Origin of the sequence: Microtetraspora sp. NBRC 16547 (assembly GCF_030268965.1) — a bacterium.
In the GTDB taxonomy this organism is placed as follows: Bacteria; Actinomycetota; Actinomycetes; order Streptosporangiales; family Streptosporangiaceae; genus Microtetraspora.
The window spans coordinates 1-23654 of sequence record NZ_BSSE01000031.1; the positions used below are offsets into that span (position 1 = coordinate 1).

Below are 23654 nucleotides of genomic sequence, written 5' to 3' on the forward strand. Positions count from 1 at the left end.
TGCTGGCCCGGATCGAGCGACACGAACAGAAAGAGTTCGACTCCCAGCAGCACGATCACTGCGAGCAACAGCCTGACGTGCTCGACGTCGCGGCGTAACCCCCGAGGGATTTACGGACATGACCACTAAGGAGCGCGAGCCGGCTCTCGGCGAGATCATGGGCGGGCATCGGCCGGACGTGCTCGCCGTCGGAGTGGTCGGCGCCGACCACGAGACTGAGCGTCTCCGTGAACAGGGCCGTGCCGCTGACGCCGGGCAGGTGCTGGTCGTCGAACGCGATCCCGAGATCGAGCTCGTCGGCCAGCAATCCCGATTCGATGCGGTCCTGCGTCATCTCCTTGACGTCCAGGGTGATGCCTGGGTGGCGGGCGTGCATCTCTGCGATCAGCGGCCCGACCAGATAGGCGGTGAACGTCGGGGTCACCGCCAGCCGCAGGCTGCCACGGGAGAGGTCGGCCATGTCGATGACGGCGCGTTCGGCCGCGCTCAGGTCCCGCAGGGCGCGCCGGGCATAGTGGACGTACGCCTCGCCGGCGTCGGTGAGCCGTACGCTGCGGCCGCTCCGGTCCAGCAGTTGCACCCCCACGACGCGCTCAAGCTGCCTGATCTGCTGAGAAAGAGTGGGCTGGGAGACCCGCAGATCCTCGGCGGCGCGGGTGAAGTTGCCGTGCTCAGCCACGGCGATCAGATAGCGCAGATGACGCAGTTCCGGGGCCACGACACCAACTATAGGCGGGACCTATAGAGATCATGGTTGATTCGTCTTGGACGCTATCGATGCACGTCATGCATGGTGGATGACGTCAGCCAAGGAGGCCGGCCCCAACCGAAGGGAGTGACCGTGCAGGACCTCGAACAGGGGGTCGCCCGTTTCCGGCGGAACGTCTTCCCCGCCAAGACGGAGCTCTTCACGCGCCTGGCGACCACCCACCGACCCGCGACCCTGTTCATCAGTTGCTCCGACGCCCGCGTGGTGCCCGAGCTGATCACCCAGAGCGAGCCCGGTGAACTGTTCGTCATCCGTACCGCCGGCAACCTCGTGCCCGCCTACGCTCCCGGTTCCGCCGACGGCGTCGCCGCCGGCATCGAGTACGCCGTCGCCGTGCTGGGCATCTCGGACATCGTGGTGTGCGGGCACTCCGGCTGCGGTGCGATGACCGCCGTGGCCGACGGCCTCGACCCTGCCTCGCTGCCGGCGGTCGCCGGGTGGTTGCGGCACGCGGACGCCTCCCAGGCCCGCACGACCGCTGAGGGCGGCGCGGGCACGGTGGCCGCTCTGGTCCGCCAGAACGTGCTCACGCAACTGGCGAACCTGGCCACCCACCCCTCGGTGGCGCGCGCCCTGGCCGGCGAGACGGTCACTCTGCGCGGCTGGATCTACGACATCGGCACCGGGACCGTGGCGGAACTCGACGCCACCGGCCGCCCCTCCGCTCTCGCGGTCTGACCCGCCCCACGCATGAGGTCCCGCCGCCGTCCGGCGCCTCGGGATCGACACCCACCACCCGTACACGGAAGGAACCACTCCCATGGCACACGCCCAGTTGGACCCCGGCGCCCGTCAGGCTCTGGCGGCCGTCGCCGTCGAGGCCAAGACGCGCAATGACCTGACCTGGCAGCAGATCGCCGACGCCGCCGGCCTGTCGGTCGCCTTCGTCACCGCCGCCGTGCTCGGCCAGCACGCCCTGCCCGCGGACGCGGCGAAGGCGGTCGCAGGGCTGCTCGGCCTGGACGACGAGGCGGTGATGCTGCTGCAGACCATCCCGACCCGCGGCTCCATCGGCGGCGCCGTCCCCACCGACCCGACGATCTACCGCTTCTACGAGATGCTCCAGGTCTACGGCACCACACTGAAGGCCCTCGTCCATGAGCAGTTCGGTGACGGGATCATCAGCGCGATCAACTTCACGCTCGACGTGAAGAAGGTCGCCGATCCCGAGGGCGGCGAGCGCGCCGTCATCACCCTCGACGGCAAATACCTGCCCACCAAGCCCTTCTGACCCGATCTTCGAGACCGGTGCGGGCCGGACAGGTCTCCTTCACACCTCTCCGGCCCGCCCCGTCGTTCGTTCTCCGCCGCCCGCCGGCGGGTCTCGTTTCCCTCATGGAGGACATCTCATGGACTTCGCACGGCGCACCATCGACCTCGCCCGCCGGAACGTCGCCGAGGGCGGCCGTCCGTTCGCGACCGTCATCGTCAAGGACGGCGAGATCCTGGCCGAGAGCGCGAACAAGGTCGCCCAGACCTCCGACCCGACCGCGCACGCCGAGATCCTCGCCATCCGCGAGGCGTGCGTGAAGCTGGGCACCGAGCACCTGACCGGCACCACCATCTACGTCCTGGCTCACCCCTGCCCGATATGCCTGGGATCGCTGTACTACTGCTCCCCGGACAAGGTCGTCTTCCTCACCACACGCGAGACCTATGAGCCCCACTACGTGGACGACCGCAAGTACTTCGAACTCGACACCTTCTACGCCGAGTTCGCCAAGAACTGGGACGAGCGGCGCCTGCCGATGCGCTACGAGCCGCACGAGGCCGCCGTCGACGTCTACCGCCTCTGGCAGGAGCGCAACGGCGGCGAGCGGCGCGTGGCGGGCGCTCCCACCGCATAGCGGTCGGCGCCAGGGCATCGCCGGGCGGTCGGGCGCCTCGCCGTTGTGGTCGGCCACAACGACCCGGGCGCCCTCGGCGCTCATCAGCTCCGCCGCGGCCTCGCCGATGCCGCTCCCCGCCCCGGTGATGATCGCCACCTTCTGGTCGAGTCGGTTCACTGCGCCCCCCGATGATCTGTCCGTGCCGGTCGCACCGATCACGCCGAGGGCGCCGGGATCGACCTCATCGGACTGGTCACCCAGCGGGCATCGGTTTATGCCTCGGAAGGGCAAGATTTGCCGCGAACCCCGCACACGACCTGCGGGCTGTCACTGACAGGGTGGCCTACAGAAGTCGGCCAACGACGGTGGTCACCGCCTTCCTGAAAGGCCCGTCCGACCCGGCCACCTCGACGGCGGCACGCGATCCCTCAGAACCACTCACCCATGAGAGTCGCCCGCAAGGCGATCTCTTTCGATTGGACACTCTCTCCAACCTGGACGTAGAGTCCAGCCGTGGAAGTCGTGGGGGAGGGCGCCGACCCTCGTGTGCGGATGTGGGCACCGGCGTGCCAGGCCGTCGCGCTGCTGCTCGGCCCATACGCCGAGGTGGTCCTGCACGATCCGGACGCCGACAAGGTCCTGGCCATCTGGAATCCGATGACCTCCCGCGGCCCGGGGGATCCGTCGCGGCTCGGCGAGCTGGACGCGCTCGACCCGTCCGCGCTGGACGTGTTCGGCCCGTACGAGAAGCTGCTCGCGGACGGCCGGCGGCTGTCGTCGGTCAGCGCGGTGCTACGCGACGCGGACGGGAAGGCGTCGGCGGTGCTGTGCGTCAACCTTGACCGCACGCCGCTGGAGCAGGCCGCCGCCGTACTGTCCGCGTTCGGTGCCCCGACCGTGGCCCGTCCGGAGCCGCTGTTCGAACAGGACTGGAGCGAGCGGATCCAGCACATCGTCGGCGCGTACGTGCGCGAGTGCGGCCGCCCGGTGGAGCGGTTGACCCGCCAGGACCGCCTGACCGTCCTCGACCGGTTGGATGAGGCCAAGGTGTTCGCCGTGCGCCGTGCCGCACCCGTCGTCGCCGGTGTTCTGCGGGTCTCCCGATCCACCCTGTACGGCCTGCTGGCCGAGCTCAGAGCATCGAACGCGAAGGACAAGACGTCATGACCCGGCTTCCCGACTTCCGCCTGGAAACCCACTTCTCCCGGTGGGAGTTCACCGCGCGCCACCACATGACCGCGTCCGACGTCCAGACCATGACACTCGGCGAACTACTCGCTCTGGCCGACGAGCACGACCGGGCCACGTTCGAGAACCTGCCCCTGGGTTACACCGAGACCTACGGCGATCCCGCCTTGCGCGAGGTGATCGCCCAGATGTACGAGCGGGCGGACGCTGCTGACGTCATCTGCTTCGCGGGCGCCGAGGAGGCCCTGTATCTGGCGATGAACGTCCTGCTCGACGCCGGTGACCACGCGGTCGTCGTGACTCCGAACTACCAGTCGGCCGAGACCGTGCCGCTGGCGCTGTGCGAGGTCACCGGCGTCGCCCTCGACCCGAACCGCGACTGGGCCCTGGACCTCGACCAGATCAGGGCGGCGATCCGGCCGAACACCCGGGTGGTGTCGGTGAACTTCCCCAACAACCCCACCGGCAAGGTCATCGACGCCGCCGACTTCACCGAACTGGCGCGGATCTGCGACGAGCGCGGCATCCACCTGTTCAGCGACGAGGTCTACCGCGGCCTGGAGCGTGATCCGGCCCGCATCCTGCCGCAGGCCGCGGACCTGTCCGAGCGTGCCCTGTCGCTGAACGTGACTTCCAAATCCCTGGGCCTGCCGGGCCTGCGGATCGGCTGGATCGCCTGCCGCGACCGGGCCCTGCTCTCCCGGCTGGAGCGGGCCAAGCATTACACCACCATCTGCAACTCGGCCCCGAGCGAGGTCCTGGCCCGCATCGCGCTCAAGTCCCGCGCGACGATCCTGGACCGCAACCGGGCCCTGATCGCGCGGAACCTGCCGTTCTTCGACGCGTTCTTCGCCGAGTTCGCGGACGTCTTCGAGTGGCAGGCACCGGACGGTGGCTGCGTCGCCTTCCCCCGCTACCTCGGCCCGGACGGGGTGGAGGAATTCTGTACCCGGCTGGTGGAGGAAGCAGGCGTCCTGCTCCTGCCCGCGAGCATCTACCGCTCCGAACTCACCCCCACGCCCACCGACCGGTTCCGTATCGGCATCGGCCGCACCGACCCGGAAGCGGGCCTGGCCGCCTTCTCGCAGTGGATGCGGGCCCGCCGATGACCTACACCGTCGTCGACGCGATCGAACGGGTCGTACGGACCCTCGACGCCTGCGCCAGGCTCAACGGTTCTCTCCGGTCAGGTGGACGAACAGGTCCTGCAGGTCGATCGGCCCGAGTTCGAGGCCTGCCTCGGTCGCCTGCCTGCGCCGGCCCTCGTCGACCTCGCCGTACACCGTCGCGGACGTGGTCGGGCCGAGCCGCCGGGTGCCGAGCACGGTCAGGTCGGCGGTGAACGCGTCCACCTGCGCGGTGGGTCCGATCACGGTCGCACCCCTCGACAGCAGTGTCTGGGTGTCCTCCTGTACGAGTAACCGGCCCCTGTCGATGATCAGAACCTCCTCGAACAGCGGGCCGACCTCCTGGATGAGATGCGTCGACAGGATGATCGTGCGGGGGTGCGCGATGTAGTCGGCCAGCAGCGCGTCATAGAACGCCTGCCGTGAAGGCGCGTCCATGCCGAGGTACGCCTCGTCGAACATGGTCAGCGGCGCCCGGCCGGCCAGGCCCACGACGACACCCATCGCCGAGCGCTGCCCGGTGGACATGGAACCGATGGACATCTTCGGCGTGATCCCGAACAGCTCCAGCAGCTCGGCGGCATAGTCGGCGTCCCAGTTCGGGCGTAGCCACTCGGCGAAGTACAGGGCGTCCTCGACGGTGCCGATGGTGATCGCCTCGCCCGTGTCGCGGACGAGGCTGATCCGCGGGGTGAGGGCCGCGTTCTCGAACACTGGCTGCCCGTCGATTCGTACACGCCCGGCGGACTGCCGGCGGACCGCGGCCAGGATCGACAGCAGACTGGTCTTGCCGGATCCGTTCCGGCCGAGCAGCCCGTAGATCTTGCTCTCCTCCAGGCTGAACGTCAGCCGGTCGAGCGCCGTGACGTCGTCGTAGCGCAGTACCAGGTCCTCGACCTCGACCCTCATCACCCCTCCAGCTCCTCGATGCGCCCGATGACCTCGCTGAGCGGGATTCCGATGGCCTTGGCGTCGGCGACCATCGGATCGACCACGTCGGCGAAGAAGCTCTTCCTGCGCACGGCCCTGAGTGCGTCCCGCGCGTGCGGGCTGACGAACATGCCGATGCCCCGCTTCTTGTAGAGAACGCCCTCGTCCACCAGTTGCTGGAACGCCTTCGCCGCGGTGGCCGGGTTGATCCGGTAGAAGGCGGCGTACCGGTTGGTGGACATGACCTGCTCGTCGCCCTTGAGCGTCTGGCTGAGCACGTCCGCCTTGATCCGGTCGGCGATCTGGCGGTAGATCGGGCTGCGGTCGTCGAACATGGTGCCGGCTCCGTTGGTTCATTGCCCTACTAATGGACCGTAGAAGCCGGTCAAGGACCGGTCAACCGCCGATCACGCCCGCCGCCGCTCGGTGCCGCTCGGTGCCGAGCCGACGTCGGCCGGCAGGCGGGTCGCTGACGCGGACGCTGGCTCTTCTGCACCAGGACTGAGCGCTTTCGCGGTGCGGTGCCGCCGTCAGTTCAGCCGCAGTGTGGCGACGGCGGCGCGGTGGTCGCTTCCGGTGGCCTCCTCGACGCCCGCGCTGGTCGCGGTGAGGCCGCGGTAGAGGATGTGATCGGGCCGGGTGATCGGGAACGACGACGGCCAGGTGAAGCCGAAGCCTCCGCCCGCCTCCTGCTGGGCGTCGGTGAGCGGCGGCACCAGGCCGGAGCGCTGGCGGTCGGTGGTCGCGGTGTTGAGGTCGCCGAGCAGCAGCAGGTGCTCGCTGGGGTCGCGGTCGATGAGCCGCCGGGCGTGGGAGAGCGTCTCGTCACGCCGGGCCGTCGCGCCGGGCCGGGCCGAGGCGAGGTGCATGACGTAGACAGTCAGCTTCCCCTTGGGCGTCTTCACCACGGCACGCAGCGCGCGGGTCCACGCCAGGCCGATGTCCACCCGGCGCTGCTCGACGATGGGATAGCGGCTCCACAGCCCGATCGTGCTGACCTGCACCTTGTGCGGGAAGATCTGGTCAAGCTCCTTGGCCGCGGGGCCGCCCGGGGTCAGTTCCTGCGCCGCGAACAGGTCGCGGCCCTTCGCCACGGCGCGTACGGCGCGTCCCGAGCTGGAGTTGACCACACCGACGTTGAGCGTGGCGACCGACAGGTCGCTCGTCCCGCCCGGCGGGGTGCGCAGCAGGTCCGGGCCGAACATGACGGCCCATACGAGCGCCGGGAGCATCACGGCGGCGACCGCCTGCCACGATCGGCTGAAGAGCGCGCCGATCAGCAGGACGGGAACGCCGAGACCCAGCCAGGGGAGGAGGCTCTCCACTATGGGCGTAAATCTGTTCAGATCCGGCAGAAGGCTGTGCCCTCCGAGAAGCAGGGCAAGCGCCCCCGCCAGCACGATGATCGCCCGCCTCAGCACGCCGCTCCTTGTCCGCCTCGCCCCGGGAGGGCTCGGCTGCCCCGAGATGCGTAGGCTAGTCGCCCGCGGCGGCGCTCGCGGGCACCGCCGCGTCGCGCCGCCCGCCGAACGGCCGGTTCATATCGGATGTCGCGGAGGTCGGACGACGTCGCCCTTGGGAGAGACGTCCAGATCGGCGGGTCACGCCCTCCCGGTCGAGCGCAGAATGTCGAGATAGTGCGCATTGCTCATGATGCCGAGGATGTTCCCGAAGGGATCGACCACGGAAGCGGTGACGAACCCCTCGCCGCGCTCCGTGCGCGCCTCGTACTCCTTGGCTCCCATGGACAGCAGCTTCTCGAGAGTCGCCGTCACATCGTCCACGTGCCAGTACACGACGGCACCGCCCGGGCCGGTCGCCGGGACGCCGGGCGAGTATCGGGCGTCGATGATGCCCAGCTCATGCTGGTAGTCGCCGATGCGGAACTCGACGTACGCCGGTCGCCCGTCCGGTCCCGACCGGTTGAAGTACGGCTCGACACCCAGCAGCTCGGTGTACCACTCCTTCGCCGCCGTCACGTCCGTGGCCCAGAAGCTGACGGTGCTGAGTCCTCGCAACATTTGTTGTCCTTTGTTCCGTGGCGGGATCCGCCGTGGTGGATGACAGTGACCATTCTTCGGTTCAAAGTGATCATCAAATGAGCAGTTTGTTTGCCAGAATGTGGTCATGCGTGCCGACCGCCTGGTGGCGACCCTGTTGCTGATGCAGGCGCGCGGCCGGGTGACCGCGTCCGAGCTGGCCCGCGAGCTCGAGGTGTCCGTGGCCACCGCCCGCCGCGATCTCGAAGCCCTGTCCACGGCCGGCATCCCCGTCTACCCGCAACCCGGGAGAGGTGGCGGGTGGTCGCTGGTGGGCGGCGCCCGCACCGACCTCAGCGGGCTCACCGCGGCCGAGGCCCAGGCGCTGTTCCTGCTCGTCGGCCCGGCGGCGTCCATCGTGCCGGAGGCCAAGTCGGCCCTGCGCAAACTCGTACGGGCCCTGCCCGACACGTTCAGGGCCGACGCGGAGGCCGCTGCGGACGCCGTCGTGATCGATCCGGCGCGCTGGGGCGAGCGCGGCCGGGAGCGCCCCGACCTGGTGAAGAGCCTGCAGGCCGCCACCGTCCGGCGGCGCAAGGTCCGCCTGGTGTACGCCAGCCGGGCCCGCGAGCGGACGGATCGGCTCGTCGATCCGTGGGGCCTGGTCGACAAGGACGACGTCTGGTACCTGGTGGCCGGGACGGAGAAGGGGCAGCGGACGTTCCGCGTCGACCGGATCGCCGAGGCCGTCGTGACGGACCTCCCGGCCGAGCGGCCCGCCGACTTCGAGCTGTCGGAGGCGTGGCGGCGGGTCGTCGACGAGGTGGAGCGAGAACGCTCGCACCTCTCGGCGACCGTGCTCATCGACGGCAGACATCTGCCGGTCCTGCGCACGCAGTTCGGGCGTCACTGCGACGTCGACGCAACGCTCGACGGCGGGCGCGTCCGCGCCCGGGTGGCGGCGCCGACGGCGTTGATGATCGCCCAGCATCTGGCCGGGTGGGGCATGCTCGTCGATGTCGTGGAGCCGGCCCAGGTCCGGGCCGAACTCGCACGCCTCGGCGCCGAACTCACCCGGCGCTACGCCGGGCGCGAGGGGTGAGCGGTGCGCGCCGCACGGGTCCTGTCCCTGCTGCTGTTGCTCCAGACGCGGCGGGCGATGACGGCCGCCGAGCTGGCGGCCGAGCTGGAGGTCTCCGAACGGACCGTGCAGCGTGACGTGGCCGCGCTGGCCGAAGCCGGCGTGCCCGTGTACGCGGAGCGGGGAAGGGCCGGGGGCTACCGCCTGCTGGGCGGCTACCGGACCCGGCTGACCGGGCTGGAGCGGGCCGAGGCCGAGGTGCTGCTCCTCGCCGGCCTGCCCGGCCCGCTGCACGAGATGGGGCTGGCCGGGAGGGCGCTCGCCGCGCGGTTGAAGGTGGCCGCCGTCCTGGGCGACGCTCCGGGGACGGTCACTCAGCGGTTCCACCTGGACGCACCCGCGTGGTTCCGCACCGCGCACCCGCCCGCGCTCCTCGGGGCCGTGGCCCGCGCGGTGTGGGAGGACCGCGTCCTGCGGGCGCGATACGCACGCGACGGCGTCGCCCGCGAGCGCACGGTGGAGCCGTACGGGCTCGTCCTCAAAGCAGGGCACTGGTACCTCGTCGCCCGCGCGACCGACGGGCGGTTCCGCGCCTACCGGGTGGACCGGTTCGAGGCGGCCGAGGTCGGCGAGGAGCGCTTCACCCGGGACACGGACTTCGACCTCGCGGCCTTCTGGGAGGCGAAGTCCGCCGAGTTCGCCCGATCGCTGCTCCGCGAGCACGTCACCGTACGGCTGAGCCCGCGGGGCGTGGCGGGCCTGCGCCGGGCGCTGGAGCCCACCGCGGCGGCGGAGGCGCTCGCCACGGCGGGCGATCCGGACGAGCACGGATGGGTCACGGTGCGGCTACCGGCGGAGTCCCAGGAGGTCGCCTACGACCAGATGCTGCGGCTGGGACCGGAGGCCGAGGTGCTCGACCCGCCCGAGCTGCGGGAACGGATGGCGCTGGCCGCTCAGCGCACGGCCACCCTCTATCAGCGGTAGCCGGTCGGGTCGGCCGGCTTGCCCGCGTCCTGGACCTCCACGATGTATCGCCAGGCGTCCGGTCGGCTGCCGTCGAGGTCGGTGAATCCGTAGACGCCGGCGAGTCCGCCGCTCGACAGCGACTGCCCGTTCCAGCGCGCGACATCCGGGTCTGCGGCCAACGCGGCGACGGCGCGCCCGACGAACAACGGCGTCTCGGAGATGCAGAAGTGCGGCACCCGCTCGAGCGCGTCCCGCCAGGTCTCCTCGGTGACGCCGAAGTGTTCGAGCATGATCTCCGAGCGCATCCACCCCGGTGTCAGCGCTACCGCGGTCGCCCCGCGCGAGCCCAGCTCGTGGCCGAGGGCGAACGCCATGCGGAGCACGGCGGCCTTGGCGAGGTCGTAGAAGAGCGAGACCCGGTAGTTCTCGCGGTTGTACTCGGCGGTCCCGTCGGTCACCTCCACCACCAACCCGCCCGGTCGGCGCAGCAGCAGCGGCAGCGCGAAGTGGCTGGTGATCGCATGAGTGTCCACCGCGAGCCGGAGCAGCCGCAGCCCCTTGTCGAGGTCGTGCTCCCACACCGGGGTGTCCCATTCGAACAGCAGCTCGCCGCCCCAGATGTCGTTGACCAGCACGTCCAGCCGGCCCTGCTCCGCGTCGATGCGCTCGACCAGGGATCGGACCTCGTCGGCGGCCAGGTGGTCGGTCGGGACGGCGATGCCCTTGCCTCCGGCGGCGGTGACCAGATCGGCGGTGTCCTCGATGGTTTCTGGGCGGTCGTACTCCGAGCGCCGCTCGCGGGTGCTGCGGCCGGTCACGTAGACGGTCGCCCCGGCCGCTCCGAGCTCGACCGCGATCCCTCGCCCGGCGCCTCGCGTCGCCCCCGCAACCAGGGCGACCTTGCCGTCAAGTGCTACTGACATACGCGTCCTCACGTTCGTTTTCGTCGTGGAACCGGTGCCCCACCGCCACCGGTACAGCGATGATGTCGTGGATACCCGACACCTCATGTCGTATATCCGGCGGCACGAGGGTCACGGCGATCCGCCGGAGATCGGGCAGGGCGGCCAGCACGCGCTCCCCACGACGGCGGTGTCTGCGCGCATCCCAGCAGGTCGACACCAACACGCACGTCGCGGACGCCAATCTAACGTCGGTGTAGCGAGGTGACGACGGCGAACACCGCGGAGCACACTCACTGGGCTCGGGCTCGGGCTCGGGCTGGGGGAGGGACCTGGCCCCGTGAGGGCGTCGAAGCGGCGGCCCTGTCGCGCTCACTCCGCCCGGCCGCCGGGATGGGACGGCGAGCCGAACCGGGCCAGACAGTGCCAGACTTTCTTGAGCGCCTGCGGGTCGTAGCGGCCCGTGCGGGCGGCATCCCCGATGATCCGCGGATCGAGGTGCCCGTCCACCGCGATCTCGGCCCCCAGGTCCACATGCTCCTGCCCGCGGTAGTCCGGGTGGAGTCGCAGTTCCTCGACGGTCAGCCGGAATCCGGCATGCCATTCGAGGGGGCATGGAAGGTGGCCGGCCGCGTCTTCGACGGCAGTGCCGCGATGGCTCGGATCCAGCACCAGCGCCTCCACATGGCGGTCGAGCCTGACCTGGCCGTGGACCTGGGCCTCGATGTAGTCGTCGAGGGCGTCCTGGTCGTCGGTCTCGGCCAGCTCGATGAGCGACATGCCGGTGGCGACGCCGAAGGCCGACGGTTCGAAGAAACTGTCCGGATAACAGAACGTCGCACGCGGAATCGTTTCGTCGGTGAGCCTGAAGTGCGCGGAGCCGAACCGCGGCGCCGCGCCGACGGGCTTGCGCCGGAAGTCCAGCGCGCCGTAGACCGGGCGCTCGTGCGCGGGTGCCTGGTCGTACGCGCCGCCGAAGATCCGGCTCTCCCAGCGCCACCGGTCACCGCCGAGATGGGCGGTCAGGCCGCCGTTGCTCGTGCCGGTGACGAACTGCGAGTGGTAGACGCCGTCTTCGGCCAGCTTGAGGAGGATCGGCGTCCCGCTCGCCATGCGGTCGGGGTGGAAGTTCAAGGTCACGCGCAGCTCGGGGTCGAGCAGCCCTCCTGACGACAGGGACGCGACATGGCGGAGGGCTTGCTCCTGTGGTGATCGGGGTGTGTCAGCGCTCACGAGCGCAGTGTGCCGAAATGCGGTCCGCCGCCACACCTGGGGGCATCTGATTCCCGGGCGACTCTTCCAGGAGTCGCCAAGTGCCATCCGGACCGCCGGTTCACGATGCGCCGGCGGATGACCGATGATCACTGCGGCTGCCCGACACCGCTCTCCCACGAGCGTGGCCTCGGGACGGTTCTGGACGAGCAGCCTGAGGTGTACGTGGTTCGTATCGAATGACCCTGATCCCCGGGTTTCAACGAAGGGCCTTCTCCATGATCGCCATGGGTTTACGTGTTCACAGTGACCGGGCGCCGGTCGGTCATGCCGGGGACATCACCTCGTAGAGGTTCCGCGCGGCATCGACGAAGAACAGGCCGCGGGGGCACAGCGGATGATTAATCCGCCCGTTGTCCGGGTGGGCCGGGTCGTCGCCGTACGGCACGCCTGCCGCGCGGATGCGATCGAGGATCCGGTCGAATGTCTCCGGGTCCACGTCGAAGGCCAGATGGAGGCCTTGCGGATGCTCCACGGTCATGAAGTCGAGGGTCAGCGTCTCGTTCACGCGTATGGGGGCGAAGTGCCCGTTCCGGCCGCCGGGAGGCAGCTCCTCCAGACCCATGATCGAAGCGAAGAACCGCGCCTCCTGGCGGTGATCGACCGCGGGCACGATGGTGTGGTTCAGGGTGATGGTCACGTTGCGCTCCGTGAATCGTCGAGGGAACCGTGCAGGAGGACGTCGACGAGGTCCTCCGAGGTCGGCTCCGTGTCGGCCGAAGCGAAGTGGAGCCGGGTGAAGAGCATCCCGAGGAAGATCGAGGCGAGTTTCTCCGGCTCCAACCGCAGAGCCGCGCGGTCGGGCTCGATCAGGTCGGTCACGGCCTCGCGGACCACTCTCATCGACTGCTCCCGGCTGCCTGGCGGCGGCCGGTCGGCGGGGGAGCGGTCGCGGCGGTGTCCGGAGGCGTGCAGGCTCCCAACTACCGTGCCCATGCGCTCCAGGTGGGCGCGTATCGCCTCGGCCGCGTCGGAGAGCCGTACGGGAAGCGGCTGGTCGAGGGGGATCGAGGCCAACTCGCGTAGCACGTGGTCGGGGTTCACCGCCTCGGTCACGCACGCGTCAAGAACCTCGTCCTTGTCCTTGAAGGCCCGGAAGATGGTGGCCTCGCCGATGCCAGCGGCCCGGGCGATCTGGCTCGTGGTGATGGCGGCGCCGTACTCGGCGACCAGCGGCAGCGCCGCCGCCACGATCATCGCTCTGCGGTGTTCGGGGGTCATTCCCGGCGCGCGACGCCGGGGAGGCGTTTCCGTCATGGTTGTGGATCGTACGGAGTGAGTGCTCACTCCGTCAATGGATAAGGCACGGGTCCGAGTCGACAGGCGGAAACATGCCCTGCCGTACGCGCGCGAGTCCTCAGGCATGCCCATGCAATGCCGCCCAACGGCGGAGTGCCAGGCATGCCGGGGGTGGGTTCAGGCGCGCCGCGCGATGGTGATGATCTCGGGGCTCGTCCCGGTCAGCGGGCCCCGGTTCCAGTCGCCGAACTGGTCCTCGATCACCAAACCTGCATCGGTCAGAAACGCGGACAGCGACTCGACGTCGAGGAAACGCAGAGTGCTTTGGCTCACCCTCGGACTGTTCCAACCGGTATGGGTGAACGTCTCGGTGAAACGGACGATGTCCCCTTCGACAGGTGTCTCAACCTCGTGCTCGACTCGCACCACCGCACCGGCGACGTCGGTGACCTCGATCGCCCGGTCCGGAGTCCACCGTTCCCAGGGACGAACCAGCGGGTTCCGGGTCTCGAACGCGAAGCGGCCGCCGTTGGTGAGGGCCGACCGGATCGCGCTGAGCGCGGTCCGCACCTCCTCGTTCCTGACAAGCACCTGGAAAGCGTGACCGGTCATCACGATCAGGTCGAACTCTTGGGTCCAGCCGGCCGAAGACAGGTCGCCGAGGGTCCATTCGACGTCGGAGCGCGTACGCGCCCGATCGAGCATCGCGCCGGCGGGGTCGAGCCCGCACAGCCGTCCACGGTGACCGGCTTCCCTGGCCCGGCGCAACAGCGTCCCCGTTCCGCAACCGATGTCGAGCACGGCATCCGCTGACATCACCAGGCCGAGATAGAAGTCGTCGCCCGGCCCCCACGGGTTGAGCAGGTCGTACAGTTCGGCGAGATCGGGGTCGGAGTAGGCGAGATCAACCATGGCGCCAATCTGTCAGATTCGGGAGAATGCTGGGCAGGCCGGGCGCGCGGGAAATCCGATTGTGATGTCCGCAAGCCGGGTGGTTGGGTGTGCGCATGAATCATGACATTGTGCTGGCGGCCTTCGACCGCCAGATGAGGCAGGATGTTCGACCTGACGGCCCTGAGGGGCGGGTCGAGCGAGTCGAAGGCGTGGTGCGGCAGGTCGGCCCGGACCACGGCTGGAACGGCGTCGTCTGGTCGAATCTGGACCACACCACCGCCGATGCGGCGATCGCGGCCCAGGTGCGCTACTTCACCTCGATCGGGCGGGAGTTCGAGTGGAAGTTGTACGCGCACGACCGCCCCGATGACCTTCCCGGGCGGCTGCGGGCGGCCGGTTTCGTTCCCGAGCCGGAAGAGACGCTGATGGTGGCCGAGGTCAGCGACCTGCCGACCGCCGTCGAACTCCCTGACGAGATCCGCCTCCTTCCGGTCACCGACGCCGCTGGGGCGGAGCTCATGACGGATGTCCACGAGCAGGCTTTCGGCACGGCGCGGCCCGAGTTCATGCAGCGATTCCTCGAGCAACTGGCCGAGGAGCCGGATACGGTCGCCGCGGCCGTCGCCATGGCCGGTGACGTGCCGGTGAGCGCGGCGCGGATGGAGATGCACCCGGGCACCCAGTTCGCCAGTCTCTGGGGTGGGGGCACCGCGCCGGCCTGGCGAGGGCGGGGTATCTATCGCGCGCTGGTCGCCTTCCGCGCCCGCATCGCGGCCGAGCGCGGCTACCGCTACCTGCAGGTCGATGCGTCCGACCAGAGCCGGCCCATCCTGCAGCGGCTGGGGTTCGTCCCCCTGAGCACCACCACGCCGTACCTTTACCAGCCATAGCACCAGCCCTGGCCGGTGCCCGTCCGGCGAGGCGGGGCGGGCCGCCCACACCCCTTTCGGCGCTCACCGGGAGCGGCTCCGCCGCTGCCCGATGTCGGCGTCCCGCCGGCCGCGGGGCGAGGATCCGGATGGCCGAGCGTGGGTAGCGGACCGCTGATCCCGCTGAATCGGTGATCCCGGTGAGGAGAGGGCGATGTCCGATGCGCGGCCGATTCTCGTAACCGGCGCGGCGGGGAGCGTCGGAGCGGTAGGCCGGACTGTGGTCGAGATCCTGCGGCGGCACGACCTGCCCGTACGCGCGCTCGTCCGTCGCGAGGACGACCGGGCCCAGGCGCTGCGCGCGATGGGGGCCGAGGTTGTGGTCGGCGATCTCACCCGGGGCGCGGACGTAGCCCCTGCCATGGCCGGCTGTCGCCGTGTCTATTTCGGCATGAGCGTGTCCGCCGCGTACGTGGACGCGACGGTCACCGCTGCGGCTGCAGCACGCGAGCAAGGGGACGTGGAGGTGCTTGTCAACATCTCGCAGATGACCGTCTCCCAGATGAATCTGACGAGCACCGCGGAGTCGACGCAGCAGCGGCTGCACTGGCTGGCCGAACAGGTCCTCGACTGGTCCGGACTGCCGGTTGTGCACCTGCGGCCGACCGTGTTCATGGAGAACCCGCTCTTCATGACCTTCGCCGTGTCCTCGATCGCGAAGGACGGCACGATCCGGCTGCCCTTCGGCTCCGGCCGTACCTCGCCCGTCGCCGCCGGGGACGTCGCCCATGTGGCCGCGACCGTCCTCGCGTACCCGTTCCCGCACATCGGGAAGGTGTACGAGCTGACCGGGCCGCGATCGCAGGACATGAACGCCATGGCGGCGGAGTTCTCCGAAGCGCTTGGCCGACCGGTCACGTACGTCGATGTGCCCTATCGGCAATGGGTCGATCGGGAACTGAGCGCTCTGGGGCTGCCCGACCACGTCTTCGAGCACCTCGCCACCATGGCGCGCCTTCACTCGGAAGGGCGCTACGACCGCGCGACGCGTGACATCGAAAAGATCACAGGAAGGCCGGCGTCGAGCGTGCGGGACTTCGTGGCGGCCCACCCCGCGCTGTTCCCCAGGTGAAGCCGCCGCCCTGGGCGACGCGATGGGGCAAAGATGGGCGGGAGGGGCACCAGTAGGCGCCTACCGGTCGGCCATCAGGACGGAGCGGAGGGTCGCGTTCAGCACCTGAGCCGCGTCGGCGAGGTCGAGGCGGCCCGCGTCGACCTCCTGGGCCGCGCTGTGCAGGGTGGCGTAGAAGTGCGCGACCAGCCAGGTCAAGGGCAGGTCCGTACGGAAGACGCCCTCGTCCTGGCCGCGGAGGATGAGCCGCTCGACGCGGGCGAGCGCCTCGTCGTGATAGTGGCGGATGCGTTCCGTGGGCAGGACGCGGTCGGCGGCGGCCAGCAGGCGACGGTTTCCGTCGAGGAGCTCCCAGGAGGACACGATCAGCCTGCTGATCGCTTCCTGAGCGGGGAGCTCGTCGTACGCGGGATCGTCGAGGGCGGTGTTCGCCACGGCGACCGCGCGGTCGAGCACGGCTTCGAGGAGGGCCTCCCGGGTGGGGAAGTGCCCGTACAGCGTGACCCGGCCGACCCCGGCGGCCTTGGCGATGTCGGCGGTGCTCGCGTCCGGATCCTTGGTCAGCAGGTCGAGTCCCGCCGCGACGATCGCCGCGATGTTCCGCTCGGCGTCGGCGCGCCGCGCGGCTCGCGCGGGCGGCGTGGGCCGCTGCCGTGGAGGCGTCATGGACCTGGCTCCTGATCGTTACGGGTCTTCGGGCAGGTGGACGTCGTGCCCTGCCCGGAGATCACCGTACGCGATGTCGGGACGCGACCCCTCTCAGTGGACGTGCGGTCCGTCGAGGACGGGCAGCCTGCCCGAGGGCACCAGCGCGATGGCGACGAGCGCGGCGACGACCCCGGTGACGGCCCAGGCCGTGAACGCGGATGTGAATCCGGTGAGGCCATGGCCGGTCAGGCTGGGCGCAGCGAGGCTGGAGACCACCGCGACGCCGATCGCCCCGCCGAGCTCGTGGAAGGTGTTGACGACGCCGGAGGCCAGCCCCGACTCGTGGTGGGCCACCAGCGCGAGCGCGGTGGTGGTCGCCGAGACGAACACCGCTCCGAGCCCGATCGAGGCGATGACCAGGCCCGTCACCAGGACGCCGGGGGACATGCCGAACAGGGCGACCAGCCCGGTGCCGATCGCGGCCAAGGCCAGGCCGGTCACCGCGGGGACGCGCCCGTCCAGGCGCCCCACCAGATGGCCGCCCAGGTGCGCTCCCACCCCGGTGCCGATCGCGACCGGCAGGAACAGCAGGCCGGTGAGCAGCGCGCTGAATCCCTGGTGGCGCTGCAGGTAGAACGAGCCGAGGAAGAACAGCCCGATCAACAGCCCGGTGGCGACCAGCATCAGGAACGCGCCGGACAGGACCGGCCGTTGGGCGAGCAGCCGTACGCGCATGAGCGGGCTGCGTACGGATCGCTCGATCATCGTGAACACCGTGTAGAGGATCACCGCGGCCGCCAGAGCCGCCACCGTGAGCACGTCACCCCAGCCGGCGTCCCCAGCGTTGACCAGGCCGTAGATCAGGGACGCGGTGGCGGCGGTGACGAGCAGCGCCCCGGGCAGGTCGACGCGCTGCCGCTCGGGCGGTGCGGTGCGGGCACGGACGGCCAGCGGCAGCGCCACGAGGACGGTCAGGCCGACCGGGACGTTGATGAAGAAGATCCAGCGCCATCCGGGTCCGGCGGTGAGCGCTCCGCCGAGGAGCACGCCGATGGCCGATCCCGCGCCGCCGATGGCGGCCCACACGCCGAGCGCCCGGTTGCGCTCCGCGCCGTGGAAGGTGGTGGTGACGGTCGCCAGTGCGGCCGGCGACAGCAACGCGGCGCCGACGCCCTGACCGATCCGGCCGCCGACCAGCAGGGCGGCATCGCTCGCGAGACCTGAGGTCAGCGAGGCGAGCACGAAGACGCCGAGACCGGTGAGCATCAGACGGCGGGTGCCGAACAGGTCGGCCAGCCGCCCGCCGAGCAGCATGAGGCCGCCGAAGAACAGCGTGTACGCGGTGACCACCCACGTGAGGGTGGCGCGGCCGAGGCCGAGGTCGGCGCCGATGTCGGGCAGGGCGACGTTCACCACGGTGACGTCGAGAATCAGCATGAACTGGGCGACGCTGATCAGCGTCAGCGCCTGCCACCGGCGCGGGTCCGGCGGCGCGTGATGGACGGCGGGGGAGCTGTGGACCATGGCATCCTCATTAACTCGAACACTGCTGTACGAGTTAATACCATAGCCGGGCAGGGTATGCGCGAAGGAGTCCTCGGCCGGCTCGGCCGCGCGGCCTTCGACCGGCGCGGCGGCCGGCTTCCGATCTCAGAAAAAGCCGACGCCCGGGTCGGCGACAGGCCGCCGGTTCCCGGGCGTCAGCGGATCACCACCGCCGGCCGGCTCAGCCGGTCAGACGCCGGACCTTGAGGACGTTGTCCGTACGGGCGGCCGGCTGCCCGTCGGGGTCGTTCTGGACGCGCTCGTACTCCTCGCTGCGCAGCACCTCCCACTCCACGTCCGGGAGGTCGAGGTCGGCGAGAACCTCGTCAGGCGTGGGAAAGCGCATGTCGGCATGGTGGCTGTGCCCCCAGGGCGGAAGCCCCGCGTGTCCCACGATGAGAAGCATCCCGCCGGGCGCGACCGCCGAGGCGGCGGTCCGCAGGATCTTCTCGCGCGGCAACTCGACGTTGGAGTGCAGGAAATGGGCGGATACCAGGTCGAAGACGCCGGCGGGGAAGGTCGTGCCCAGGTCGTGCCGTTGCCAGTCGACGCGATCGGCCACGTCGGCGGCCGCTGCCTGCCGGCCCGCGCGATCGAGGGCGACCTGGGAGATGTCGACGGCGGTGACATGCCATCCCTGCTGCGCGAGCCAGATGGCGTCGGCCCCCTCACCGCAGCCCAGGTCCAAGGCTCTGCCTGGTACCAGGCCGGTGACCTCACGGACCAGGGCGGCGTTGGGGTTCCCGCTCCAGATCCGGTCGCTCTCCGCGTAGCGGGTGTCCCAGTACTGCTCGGCCGACAGGCCGCTCAGGTCATCGGTCATTGCCGTATCTTCTTCCTTCTTCTTCGTCTCGGTGACGACGCCGGCGTGGGGGCGGCGGTCACCGCCTGGTCTGTCCGTGCGGTCACGCGTGTTCCCTCCGCGTCCCTCCGTTCAGGGAGATGTTCCGGCCGCGCCCTGAATGTTGACAACCTTTGTTGCCGAATCGGCAACTGGAGGGATGTCGGCAGCGGAGAGCTGGGGGCGGGTTCGGGCGCCCACTACTCCTGGGCCGGGCCCGAGGAATCCTCGGCCATGTCGAAGAAGCGGCGCTCCAGGTGGACGGTGCGCCGGAAGACGTCGAGGACCTGCCGCTGTTCCGCCTCCGTGAGGCCGGGGCCGAGACGGTCCAGTTCACCGCGGAGGAAGTCCACCCAGGCACGGAACTCAGGCCCGTCGTGCAACTCGATCCACTCGCGGTGGACGAAGTTCTCCGGGAACGGCACGACAGCCCGGCTCGCCCAGCCGAGGTAGGTCCACTCGGCCACGCAGAGCACCGCGATGATCAGCGGATATCGCTGACTGGAGCGCGTCTCGTCCATGAGGGCGCGGAAGTCCACCGTCACCGGCTCCAGCGTCTCCGGGACCGGATCCGCGCCGAGCGCGGCCAGTGCGCGCTGGAAGTAGCCGCGTTCGGTGTCGGTCACGGCCAGGCCGAGGAACCGGCCGATGGGGACCCGGGCCTCGAACGAGTCGGCGCTCGCCACGGCGGCCCCGAGCAGCGCGGTGAAGGCGTCGACGAACTGGAAATCCTGCTCAAGGTAGTGCCGCATGTCGGCCTCGCCACGGGTGATGGCGGCGGCGAAGGCGTGGGTCACCACGGCCGTCCAGTCGGGCTCGCTGGACGAGCGCAGCCATCCGCTGAAGACGGGGTCGCTTGCGGTCGCGCGCCACTGGGCGAAAGGAATCACAGGGCTCCTCCGGTCGCGGTTCCCTTCCATGGTCTCAAGGCCGTCACCAGGAGCAGCCCGGGGCGTCCCCGGATCGGCCTGACACCGCCGAGACGGCCGAGCGACCGCCCCACCGGGCAGGCGCTCTGCGGCCGCGGTCCAGGCGTACATCGGCCGGGCGTGCATTATGACCGCCCGCGACAGCCTCCTGCCGACATGGCGGGATCGGTTTCACCGAGGAGCGGGAGGTGCATTTCTACTACAAGCGGGCCAAAACCGACGATGTACTGCTCGGCCCGGCCTGCGTCCACGGACTCGGCTCGCGGACCTGCTGGAGCTCTGACATGCCCGACGACAGCGCACTCGCCGGTTTCTACCGGATCGCCGAAGCCGACCCGGACCGGCGCGCGGTGATCGACGTGGACGGCGCCGTGACGAGCTACGGCGACCTGCACGCCGTGGTCAACCGGGTCTCCCACGGCCTGCGGGCCCGCGGGCTCGGCCGGGGCGACGTGGTCGCCGGGGTGCTGCCCAACGGCCTGGACGCGGTCGCCGTCCTGATGGCGACCGCGCAGCTCGGCCTCTACCACGTCCCGATCAACTGGCATCTCACCGCGGGCGAGATCGGCTACATCCTCGGCGACTGCGACGCGAAGATCGTGATCACCACTGCGGCCCACGAACAGGCCGTACGGCAGGCGGCCGGCACGGCCGAGGTCCACATCGGGTTGGCGGAGCTCGCCGCCGGGCAGCCGTCCGCGCCTCCCGGCGACCGCACCGCCGGGAGCGTCATGTGGTACACCTCGGGCACCACGGGCTTCCCCAAGGGCGTGCAGCGGCCGCTGTCCGGCGCCCCGCCCGAGGATCTCGTCCCGATCTCCGTCTGGTTCCTCGGCGAGGTCTGCGACCTGCGGCCCGGCCCTGCCGTCCACCTGGTGACCGCGCCGATGTACCACGCGTCGCCGTGCGCGCACACGCAGTTCGCGCTGCACCTCGGGCACACGGTGGTGATCGCGCCGCGCTTCGACCCGGCCGAGATCCTGGCGCTGATCGCCCGGTACCGGGTGACCAACGCGATGATGGTGCCGACGATGTTCCATCGGATGCTCAAGCTCCCGGCCGAGGTGCGGGAGCGGTACGACGTGTCCTCGCTGCGTCAGGTCGTCCACACCGGGGCCGCCTGCCCGGTCGCGGTCAAGCGGGCGATCATGGAGTGGTGGGGGCCGGTGCTCTATGAGTACTACGGCTCCACCGAGTCGACGGTCGCCTTCGCGGTCAAGCCGCAGGACTGGCTGGCCCACCCCGGCACCGTCGGCCGCCCCGCGCCCGGCTTCGAGGCGCGGATCCTCGACGAGAACGGCGTGGAGCTGCCGCCGGGGGAGCCGGGGCTGATCTACGTGAAGTCCTCGCTCGGCGGATTCGAGTACCGGAAGGACCCGGCCAAGACCGCCGCCAGCATGCGCGGCGAGTGGTACACCCCCGGCGACATCGGCTATCTGGACGAGGACGGCTTCCTGTTCCTCTGCGACCGCCGTACGGACCTGATCGTCTCCGGCGGGGTCAACATCTATCCAGCTGAGATCGAGGCGGCTCTGCTGGAGCACCCCGCTGTGGCCGACGTCGCGGTGATCGGTGTTCCCGACGAGGAGTGGGGCCAGGTCGCGGTGGCCCTGGTCCAGGCAGTCGAGGGCGCCGATGTCACCGCCGAGGAGCTGCTCAAGCACTGCGAGCCCAGGATCGCCAGGTTCAAGCACCCCAGGATGATCGAGTTCCGGGAGGAGCTGCCGCGCACCCCCACCGGCAAGCTGTCGCGCTCCAGCGTCAGGGAGGAGTACCTGGCGTACCGCGCCACGAGAAGGGACGCCCACTCCAGGATCGAATAGCCATCTCCGCTGGGCGGCGTGCTGTGACTTAGATCACACCAAAGATCTGGAATAGGGGCTTCTGGGCGAGATGTTGTAGCGGCTCGTGAGGTTCTCGGTGGTCATCGTGTGGCTTGTCGAGCGGTTGCATGTCGATCTGTGCCGCCTCGACGGCGATCTGTGTTGCTGAAACACGCCTTCGACCCTCCCCTTCCTCACCCGCATGCCGTGTCGCCTTTCGGCGTGCCCCTTTTTCCGGAGTCTCTTTCGTGAAGAAGTTCTCCTTCTCCCTGCAGTTGCTGCTGGGTCTCCTCGTCGGTGTCGCCCTCGGGCTTGTCGCCCGCGCCGGCGAGGTCGCGTGGCTCACCGACACCCTGACCGAGGTCGGCAAGATCTTCGTCCAGCTCCTGAAGCTCGCGGTGCCGCCGCTGGTCTTCACCGCGGTCGTCGTCAGCGTGGCCAACCTGCGCAACGTCAACGGAGCGGCCCGGCTGGCCGGCAAGACGCTTCTCTGGTTCATGATCACTTCGCTGGTCGCGGTGGCCGCCGCCATCGGCCTCGGCCTGCTGGTCAACCCCGGCCAGGGCGTCACCCTCGCCACCGACGGCGCCAAGGCCGTCGACCTCGAAGGCGCCGGCACCTGGCTCGACTTCCTGACCGGCATCGTCCCGACGAACATCGTCACCGCGTTCACCGAGCTCAAGGTTCTCCAGATCGTCTTCCTCGGAGTCGTCTTCGGTGCCGCGGCCATGGCCGTCGGCGAGAAGGCCGAGCCGTTCCTGAATGTCAGCCGCTCGGTCCTCGAACTGGTCCAGAAGGCCCTGTGGTGGGTCATCCGTCTGGCTCCGATCGGCACCGCGGGCCTGATCGGGAAGTCCGTCGCCACCTACGGCTGGGACCTGCTGGCCCCGCTGGCGAAGTTCAGCGTGGCCGTCTATGTCGGCTGCTTCATCGTGCTGCTGGTGATCTACCCGGTGCTGCTCGCGTTCGTGGGCAAGGTCAGCCCGCTCACCTTCTACCGCAACGCGTGGCCCGCCATCGAACTGGCCTTCGTCTCCCGCTCCTCCGTCGGCACCATGCCGCTCACCCAGCGCGTCACCACCGACCGGCTCGGCGTCGACCGTGACTACGCCTCTTTCGCGGTGCCGTTCGGCGCCACCACCAAGATGGACGGCTGCGCGGCGGTCTACCCGGCGCTCGCTGCGATCTTCGTGGCGCAGGTGTTCGGTGTCCCGCTCGGCGTCGGCGACTACCTGCTGATCGCGTTCGTCTCGGTGGTGGGCTCCGCCGCCACCGCGGGCCTGACCGGCGCGATCGTGATGCTGACCCTCACCTTGAGCACGCTCGGCCTGCCCCTGGAGGGCGTCGGCCTGCTGCTGGCCATCGACCCGATCCTCGACATGATCCGCACCGCCACCAACGTCGCGGGCCAGATGGTCGTCCCGGTCCTCGTCGGCCGGTCCGAGAACCGCCTTGACGAGGCCGTCTTCACGGCTCCGCCGCAGCCCCTCGACGACGCACCCGTCAGGAAGGCGGGCGGTTCCTCCGAGCCTGCCCTGGCCTGAGGACTGCCGCTACTGGAGGGGCACGGCCGCCCGGCGGCCGTGCCCCTTCGTCGTTCCAGGGTCGCCCGCGTTCCCGCCCGGCCGGCCACGGCTGACGCAGGAGCTTGACTGCCTGTGGCGGGTCGGTGATCGCTGCCGCCACGTTCA

26 protein-coding genes and 1 pseudogene are annotated in these 23654 nt (G+C 70.0%); 11 read left to right on the plus strand and 16 right to left on the minus strand.

Features of this window, described 5'->3' with window-relative positions:
• Positions 1 to 55 precede the first annotated feature (55 nt).
• Positions 56 to 718, minus strand: a complete 663-nt coding sequence (cynR, locus tag QSK17_RS30175) for a transcriptional regulator CynR (RefSeq protein ID WP_285708904.1) — start codon at positions 716 to 718, stop codon at positions 56 to 58.
• 123 nt (positions 719 to 841) lie between these two features.
• Here cynR and QSK17_RS30180 point away from each other — a divergent pair, with 123 nt between their 5' ends.
• From QSK17_RS30180 to QSK17_RS30190, 3 genes are all read left to right on the plus strand, one after another.
• Positions 842 to 1447, plus strand: coding sequence for a carbonic anhydrase (locus QSK17_RS30180; RefSeq protein ID WP_285708905.1), 606 nt, complete (start codon positions 842 to 844; stop codon positions 1445 to 1447).
• A gap of 82 nt (positions 1448 to 1529) precedes the next feature.
• The gene (gene cynS / locus QSK17_RS30185; RefSeq protein WP_285708906.1) at positions 1530 to 2000 is read left to right on the plus strand and encodes a cyanase; all 471 of its coding nucleotides are present in this window, start codon (positions 1530 to 1532) and stop codon (positions 1998 to 2000) included.
• 118 nt (positions 2001 to 2118) lie between these two features.
• Complete coding sequence (locus QSK17_RS30190; RefSeq protein WP_285708907.1) at positions 2119 to 2616, plus strand: nucleoside deaminase; 498 nt, start codon at positions 2119 to 2121, stop codon at positions 2614 to 2616.
• Between the two features lie 42 nt (positions 2617 to 2658).
• Here QSK17_RS30190 and QSK17_RS36285 read toward each other — a convergent pair.
• Positions 2659 to 2910, minus strand: a pseudogene (locus QSK17_RS36285) (SDR family NAD(P)-dependent oxidoreductase); the annotation flags it as partial.
• 201 nt (positions 2911 to 3111) lie between these two features.
• On the opposite strand from QSK17_RS36285, the gene QSK17_RS30200 reads away from it, so the two are divergent.
• Positions 3112 to 3765, plus strand: a complete 654-nt coding sequence (locus QSK17_RS30200; protein WP_285708908.1) for a helix-turn-helix transcriptional regulator — start codon at positions 3112 to 3114, stop codon at positions 3763 to 3765.
• Positions 3762 to 4895, plus strand: coding sequence for an aminotransferase class I/II-fold pyridoxal phosphate-dependent enzyme (locus QSK17_RS30205; protein ID WP_285708909.1), 1134 nt, complete (start codon positions 3762 to 3764; stop codon positions 4893 to 4895). Before QSK17_RS30200 ends, QSK17_RS30205 begins: the two co-directional genes overlap by 4 nt.
• A 60-nt stretch (positions 4896 to 4955) precedes the next feature.
• Here the strand turns inward: QSK17_RS30205 and QSK17_RS30210 are convergent, their stop codons facing one another.
• The 4 genes from QSK17_RS30210 to QSK17_RS30225 form a co-directional block, all read right to left on the minus strand.
• On the minus strand, positions 4956 to 5822 hold the full coding sequence (locus QSK17_RS30210) for an ATP-binding cassette domain-containing protein (protein WP_285708910.1): 867 nt from the start codon (positions 5820 to 5822) through the stop codon (positions 4956 to 4958).
• Positions 5822 to 6178: a GntR family transcriptional regulator gene (locus tag QSK17_RS30215; RefSeq protein WP_285708911.1), complete on the minus strand. Its 357-nt coding sequence runs from the start codon at positions 6176 to 6178 to the stop codon at positions 5822 to 5824. Before QSK17_RS30215 ends, QSK17_RS30210 begins: the two co-directional genes overlap by 1 nt.
• A gap of 195 nt (positions 6179 to 6373) precedes the next feature.
• Entirely contained in the window at positions 6374 to 7264 is an 891-nt protein-coding gene (locus QSK17_RS30220; RefSeq protein ID WP_285708912.1) for an endonuclease/exonuclease/phosphatase family protein, read from the minus strand.
• Between the two features lie 180 nt (positions 7265 to 7444).
• Positions 7445 to 7864, minus strand: a complete 420-nt coding sequence (locus QSK17_RS30225; RefSeq protein ID WP_285708914.1) for a VOC family protein — start codon at positions 7862 to 7864, stop codon at positions 7445 to 7447.
• 106 nt (positions 7865 to 7970) lie between these two features.
• On the opposite strand from QSK17_RS30225, the gene QSK17_RS30230 reads away from it, so the two are divergent.
• Entirely contained in the window at positions 7971 to 8924 is a 954-nt protein-coding gene (locus QSK17_RS30230; RefSeq protein ID WP_285708915.1) for a helix-turn-helix transcriptional regulator, read from the plus strand.
• Between the two features lie 3 nt (positions 8925 to 8927).
• Positions 8928 to 9887, plus strand: coding sequence for a helix-turn-helix transcriptional regulator (locus tag QSK17_RS30235; protein ID WP_285708916.1), 960 nt, complete (start codon positions 8928 to 8930; stop codon positions 9885 to 9887).
• On the opposite strand, the gene QSK17_RS30240 is transcribed toward QSK17_RS30235, so the two are convergent.
• From QSK17_RS30240 to QSK17_RS30265, 6 genes are all read right to left on the minus strand, one after another.
• Positions 9878 to 10792 carry an SDR family oxidoreductase gene (locus tag QSK17_RS30240; protein ID WP_285708917.1) on the minus strand — a complete coding sequence of 305 codons (915 nt, stop codon included), beginning with the start codon at positions 10790 to 10792 and terminating at the stop codon, positions 9878 to 9880. The two genes, QSK17_RS30235 and QSK17_RS30240, sit on opposite strands and share 10 nt — an antisense overlap.
• Positions 10776 to 10943 carry a hypothetical protein gene (locus QSK17_RS30245; protein WP_285708918.1) on the minus strand — a complete coding sequence of 56 codons (168 nt, stop codon included), beginning with the start codon at positions 10941 to 10943 and terminating at the stop codon, positions 10776 to 10778. The genes QSK17_RS30240 and QSK17_RS30245 overlap by 17 nt, the downstream gene beginning before the upstream one ends.
• A 200-nt stretch (positions 10944 to 11143) precedes the next feature.
• The gene (locus QSK17_RS30250; RefSeq protein ID WP_285708919.1) at positions 11144 to 12004 is read right to left on the minus strand and encodes a DUF3626 domain-containing protein; all 861 of its coding nucleotides are present in this window, start codon (positions 12002 to 12004) and stop codon (positions 11144 to 11146) included.
• A 304-nt stretch (positions 12005 to 12308) separates the two neighbouring features.
• Positions 12309 to 12683, minus strand: coding sequence for a VOC family protein (locus QSK17_RS30255; RefSeq protein WP_285708920.1), 375 nt, complete (start codon positions 12681 to 12683; stop codon positions 12309 to 12311).
• Complete coding sequence (locus QSK17_RS30260) at positions 12680 to 13300, minus strand: TetR/AcrR family transcriptional regulator (RefSeq protein WP_285708921.1); 621 nt, start codon at positions 13298 to 13300, stop codon at positions 12680 to 12682. The genes QSK17_RS30255 and QSK17_RS30260 overlap by 4 nt, the downstream gene beginning before the upstream one ends.
• 159 nt (positions 13301 to 13459) lie before the next feature.
• Positions 13460 to 14194, minus strand: coding sequence for a class I SAM-dependent methyltransferase (locus tag QSK17_RS30265; protein WP_285708923.1), 735 nt, complete (start codon positions 14192 to 14194; stop codon positions 13460 to 13462).
• A gap of 95 nt (positions 14195 to 14289) precedes the next feature.
• On the opposite strand from QSK17_RS30265, the gene QSK17_RS30270 reads away from it, so the two are divergent.
• Both QSK17_RS30270 and QSK17_RS30275 read left to right on the plus strand, forming a co-directional pair.
• A complete protein-coding gene (locus tag QSK17_RS30270) occupies positions 14290 to 15066 on the plus strand; it encodes a GNAT family N-acetyltransferase (protein ID WP_285708924.1) in 777 nt (258 codons plus the stop codon).
• Positions 15067 to 15259: 193 nt separating this feature from the next.
• Positions 15260 to 16177, plus strand: a complete 918-nt coding sequence (locus QSK17_RS30275) for an NAD(P)H-binding protein (RefSeq protein ID WP_285708925.1) — start codon at positions 15260 to 15262, stop codon at positions 16175 to 16177.
• A 60-nt stretch (positions 16178 to 16237) separates the two neighbouring features.
• Here the strand turns inward: QSK17_RS30275 and QSK17_RS30280 are convergent, their stop codons facing one another.
• The 4 genes from QSK17_RS30280 to QSK17_RS30295 all read right to left on the minus strand — a co-directional run bounded on the left by QSK17_RS30280 (position 16238) and on the right by QSK17_RS30295 (position 20101).
• Positions 16238 to 16843, minus strand: coding sequence for a TetR/AcrR family transcriptional regulator (locus QSK17_RS30280; protein ID WP_285708926.1), 606 nt, complete (start codon positions 16841 to 16843; stop codon positions 16238 to 16240).
• A 93-nt stretch (positions 16844 to 16936) separates the two neighbouring features.
• The gene (locus QSK17_RS30285; RefSeq protein ID WP_285708928.1) at positions 16937 to 18349 is read right to left on the minus strand and encodes an MFS transporter; all 1413 of its coding nucleotides are present in this window, start codon (positions 18347 to 18349) and stop codon (positions 16937 to 16939) included.
• A 202-nt stretch (positions 18350 to 18551) separates the two neighbouring features.
• Entirely contained in the window at positions 18552 to 19193 is a 642-nt protein-coding gene (locus QSK17_RS30290; RefSeq protein ID WP_285708929.1) for a class I SAM-dependent methyltransferase, read from the minus strand.
• Positions 19194 to 19411: 218 nt separating this feature from the next.
• Positions 19412 to 20101 (minus strand): TenA family protein, encoded by a 690-nt coding sequence (locus tag QSK17_RS30295; RefSeq protein WP_285708930.1) that lies wholly within the window; start codon positions 20099 to 20101, stop codon positions 19412 to 19414.
• Positions 20102 to 20328: 227 nt separating this feature from the next.
• Here QSK17_RS30295 and QSK17_RS30300 point away from each other — a divergent pair, with 227 nt between their 5' ends.
• Both QSK17_RS30300 and QSK17_RS30305 read left to right on the plus strand, forming a co-directional pair.
• Entirely contained in the window at positions 20329 to 21963 is a 1635-nt protein-coding gene (locus QSK17_RS30300) for an AMP-binding protein (RefSeq protein WP_352231865.1), read from the plus strand.
• A gap of 248 nt (positions 21964 to 22211) precedes the next feature.
• The gene (locus QSK17_RS30305; protein ID WP_285708931.1) at positions 22212 to 23507 is read left to right on the plus strand and encodes a dicarboxylate/amino acid:cation symporter; all 1296 of its coding nucleotides are present in this window, start codon (positions 22212 to 22214) and stop codon (positions 23505 to 23507) included.
• Positions 23508 to 23654: the final 147 nt, after the last annotated feature.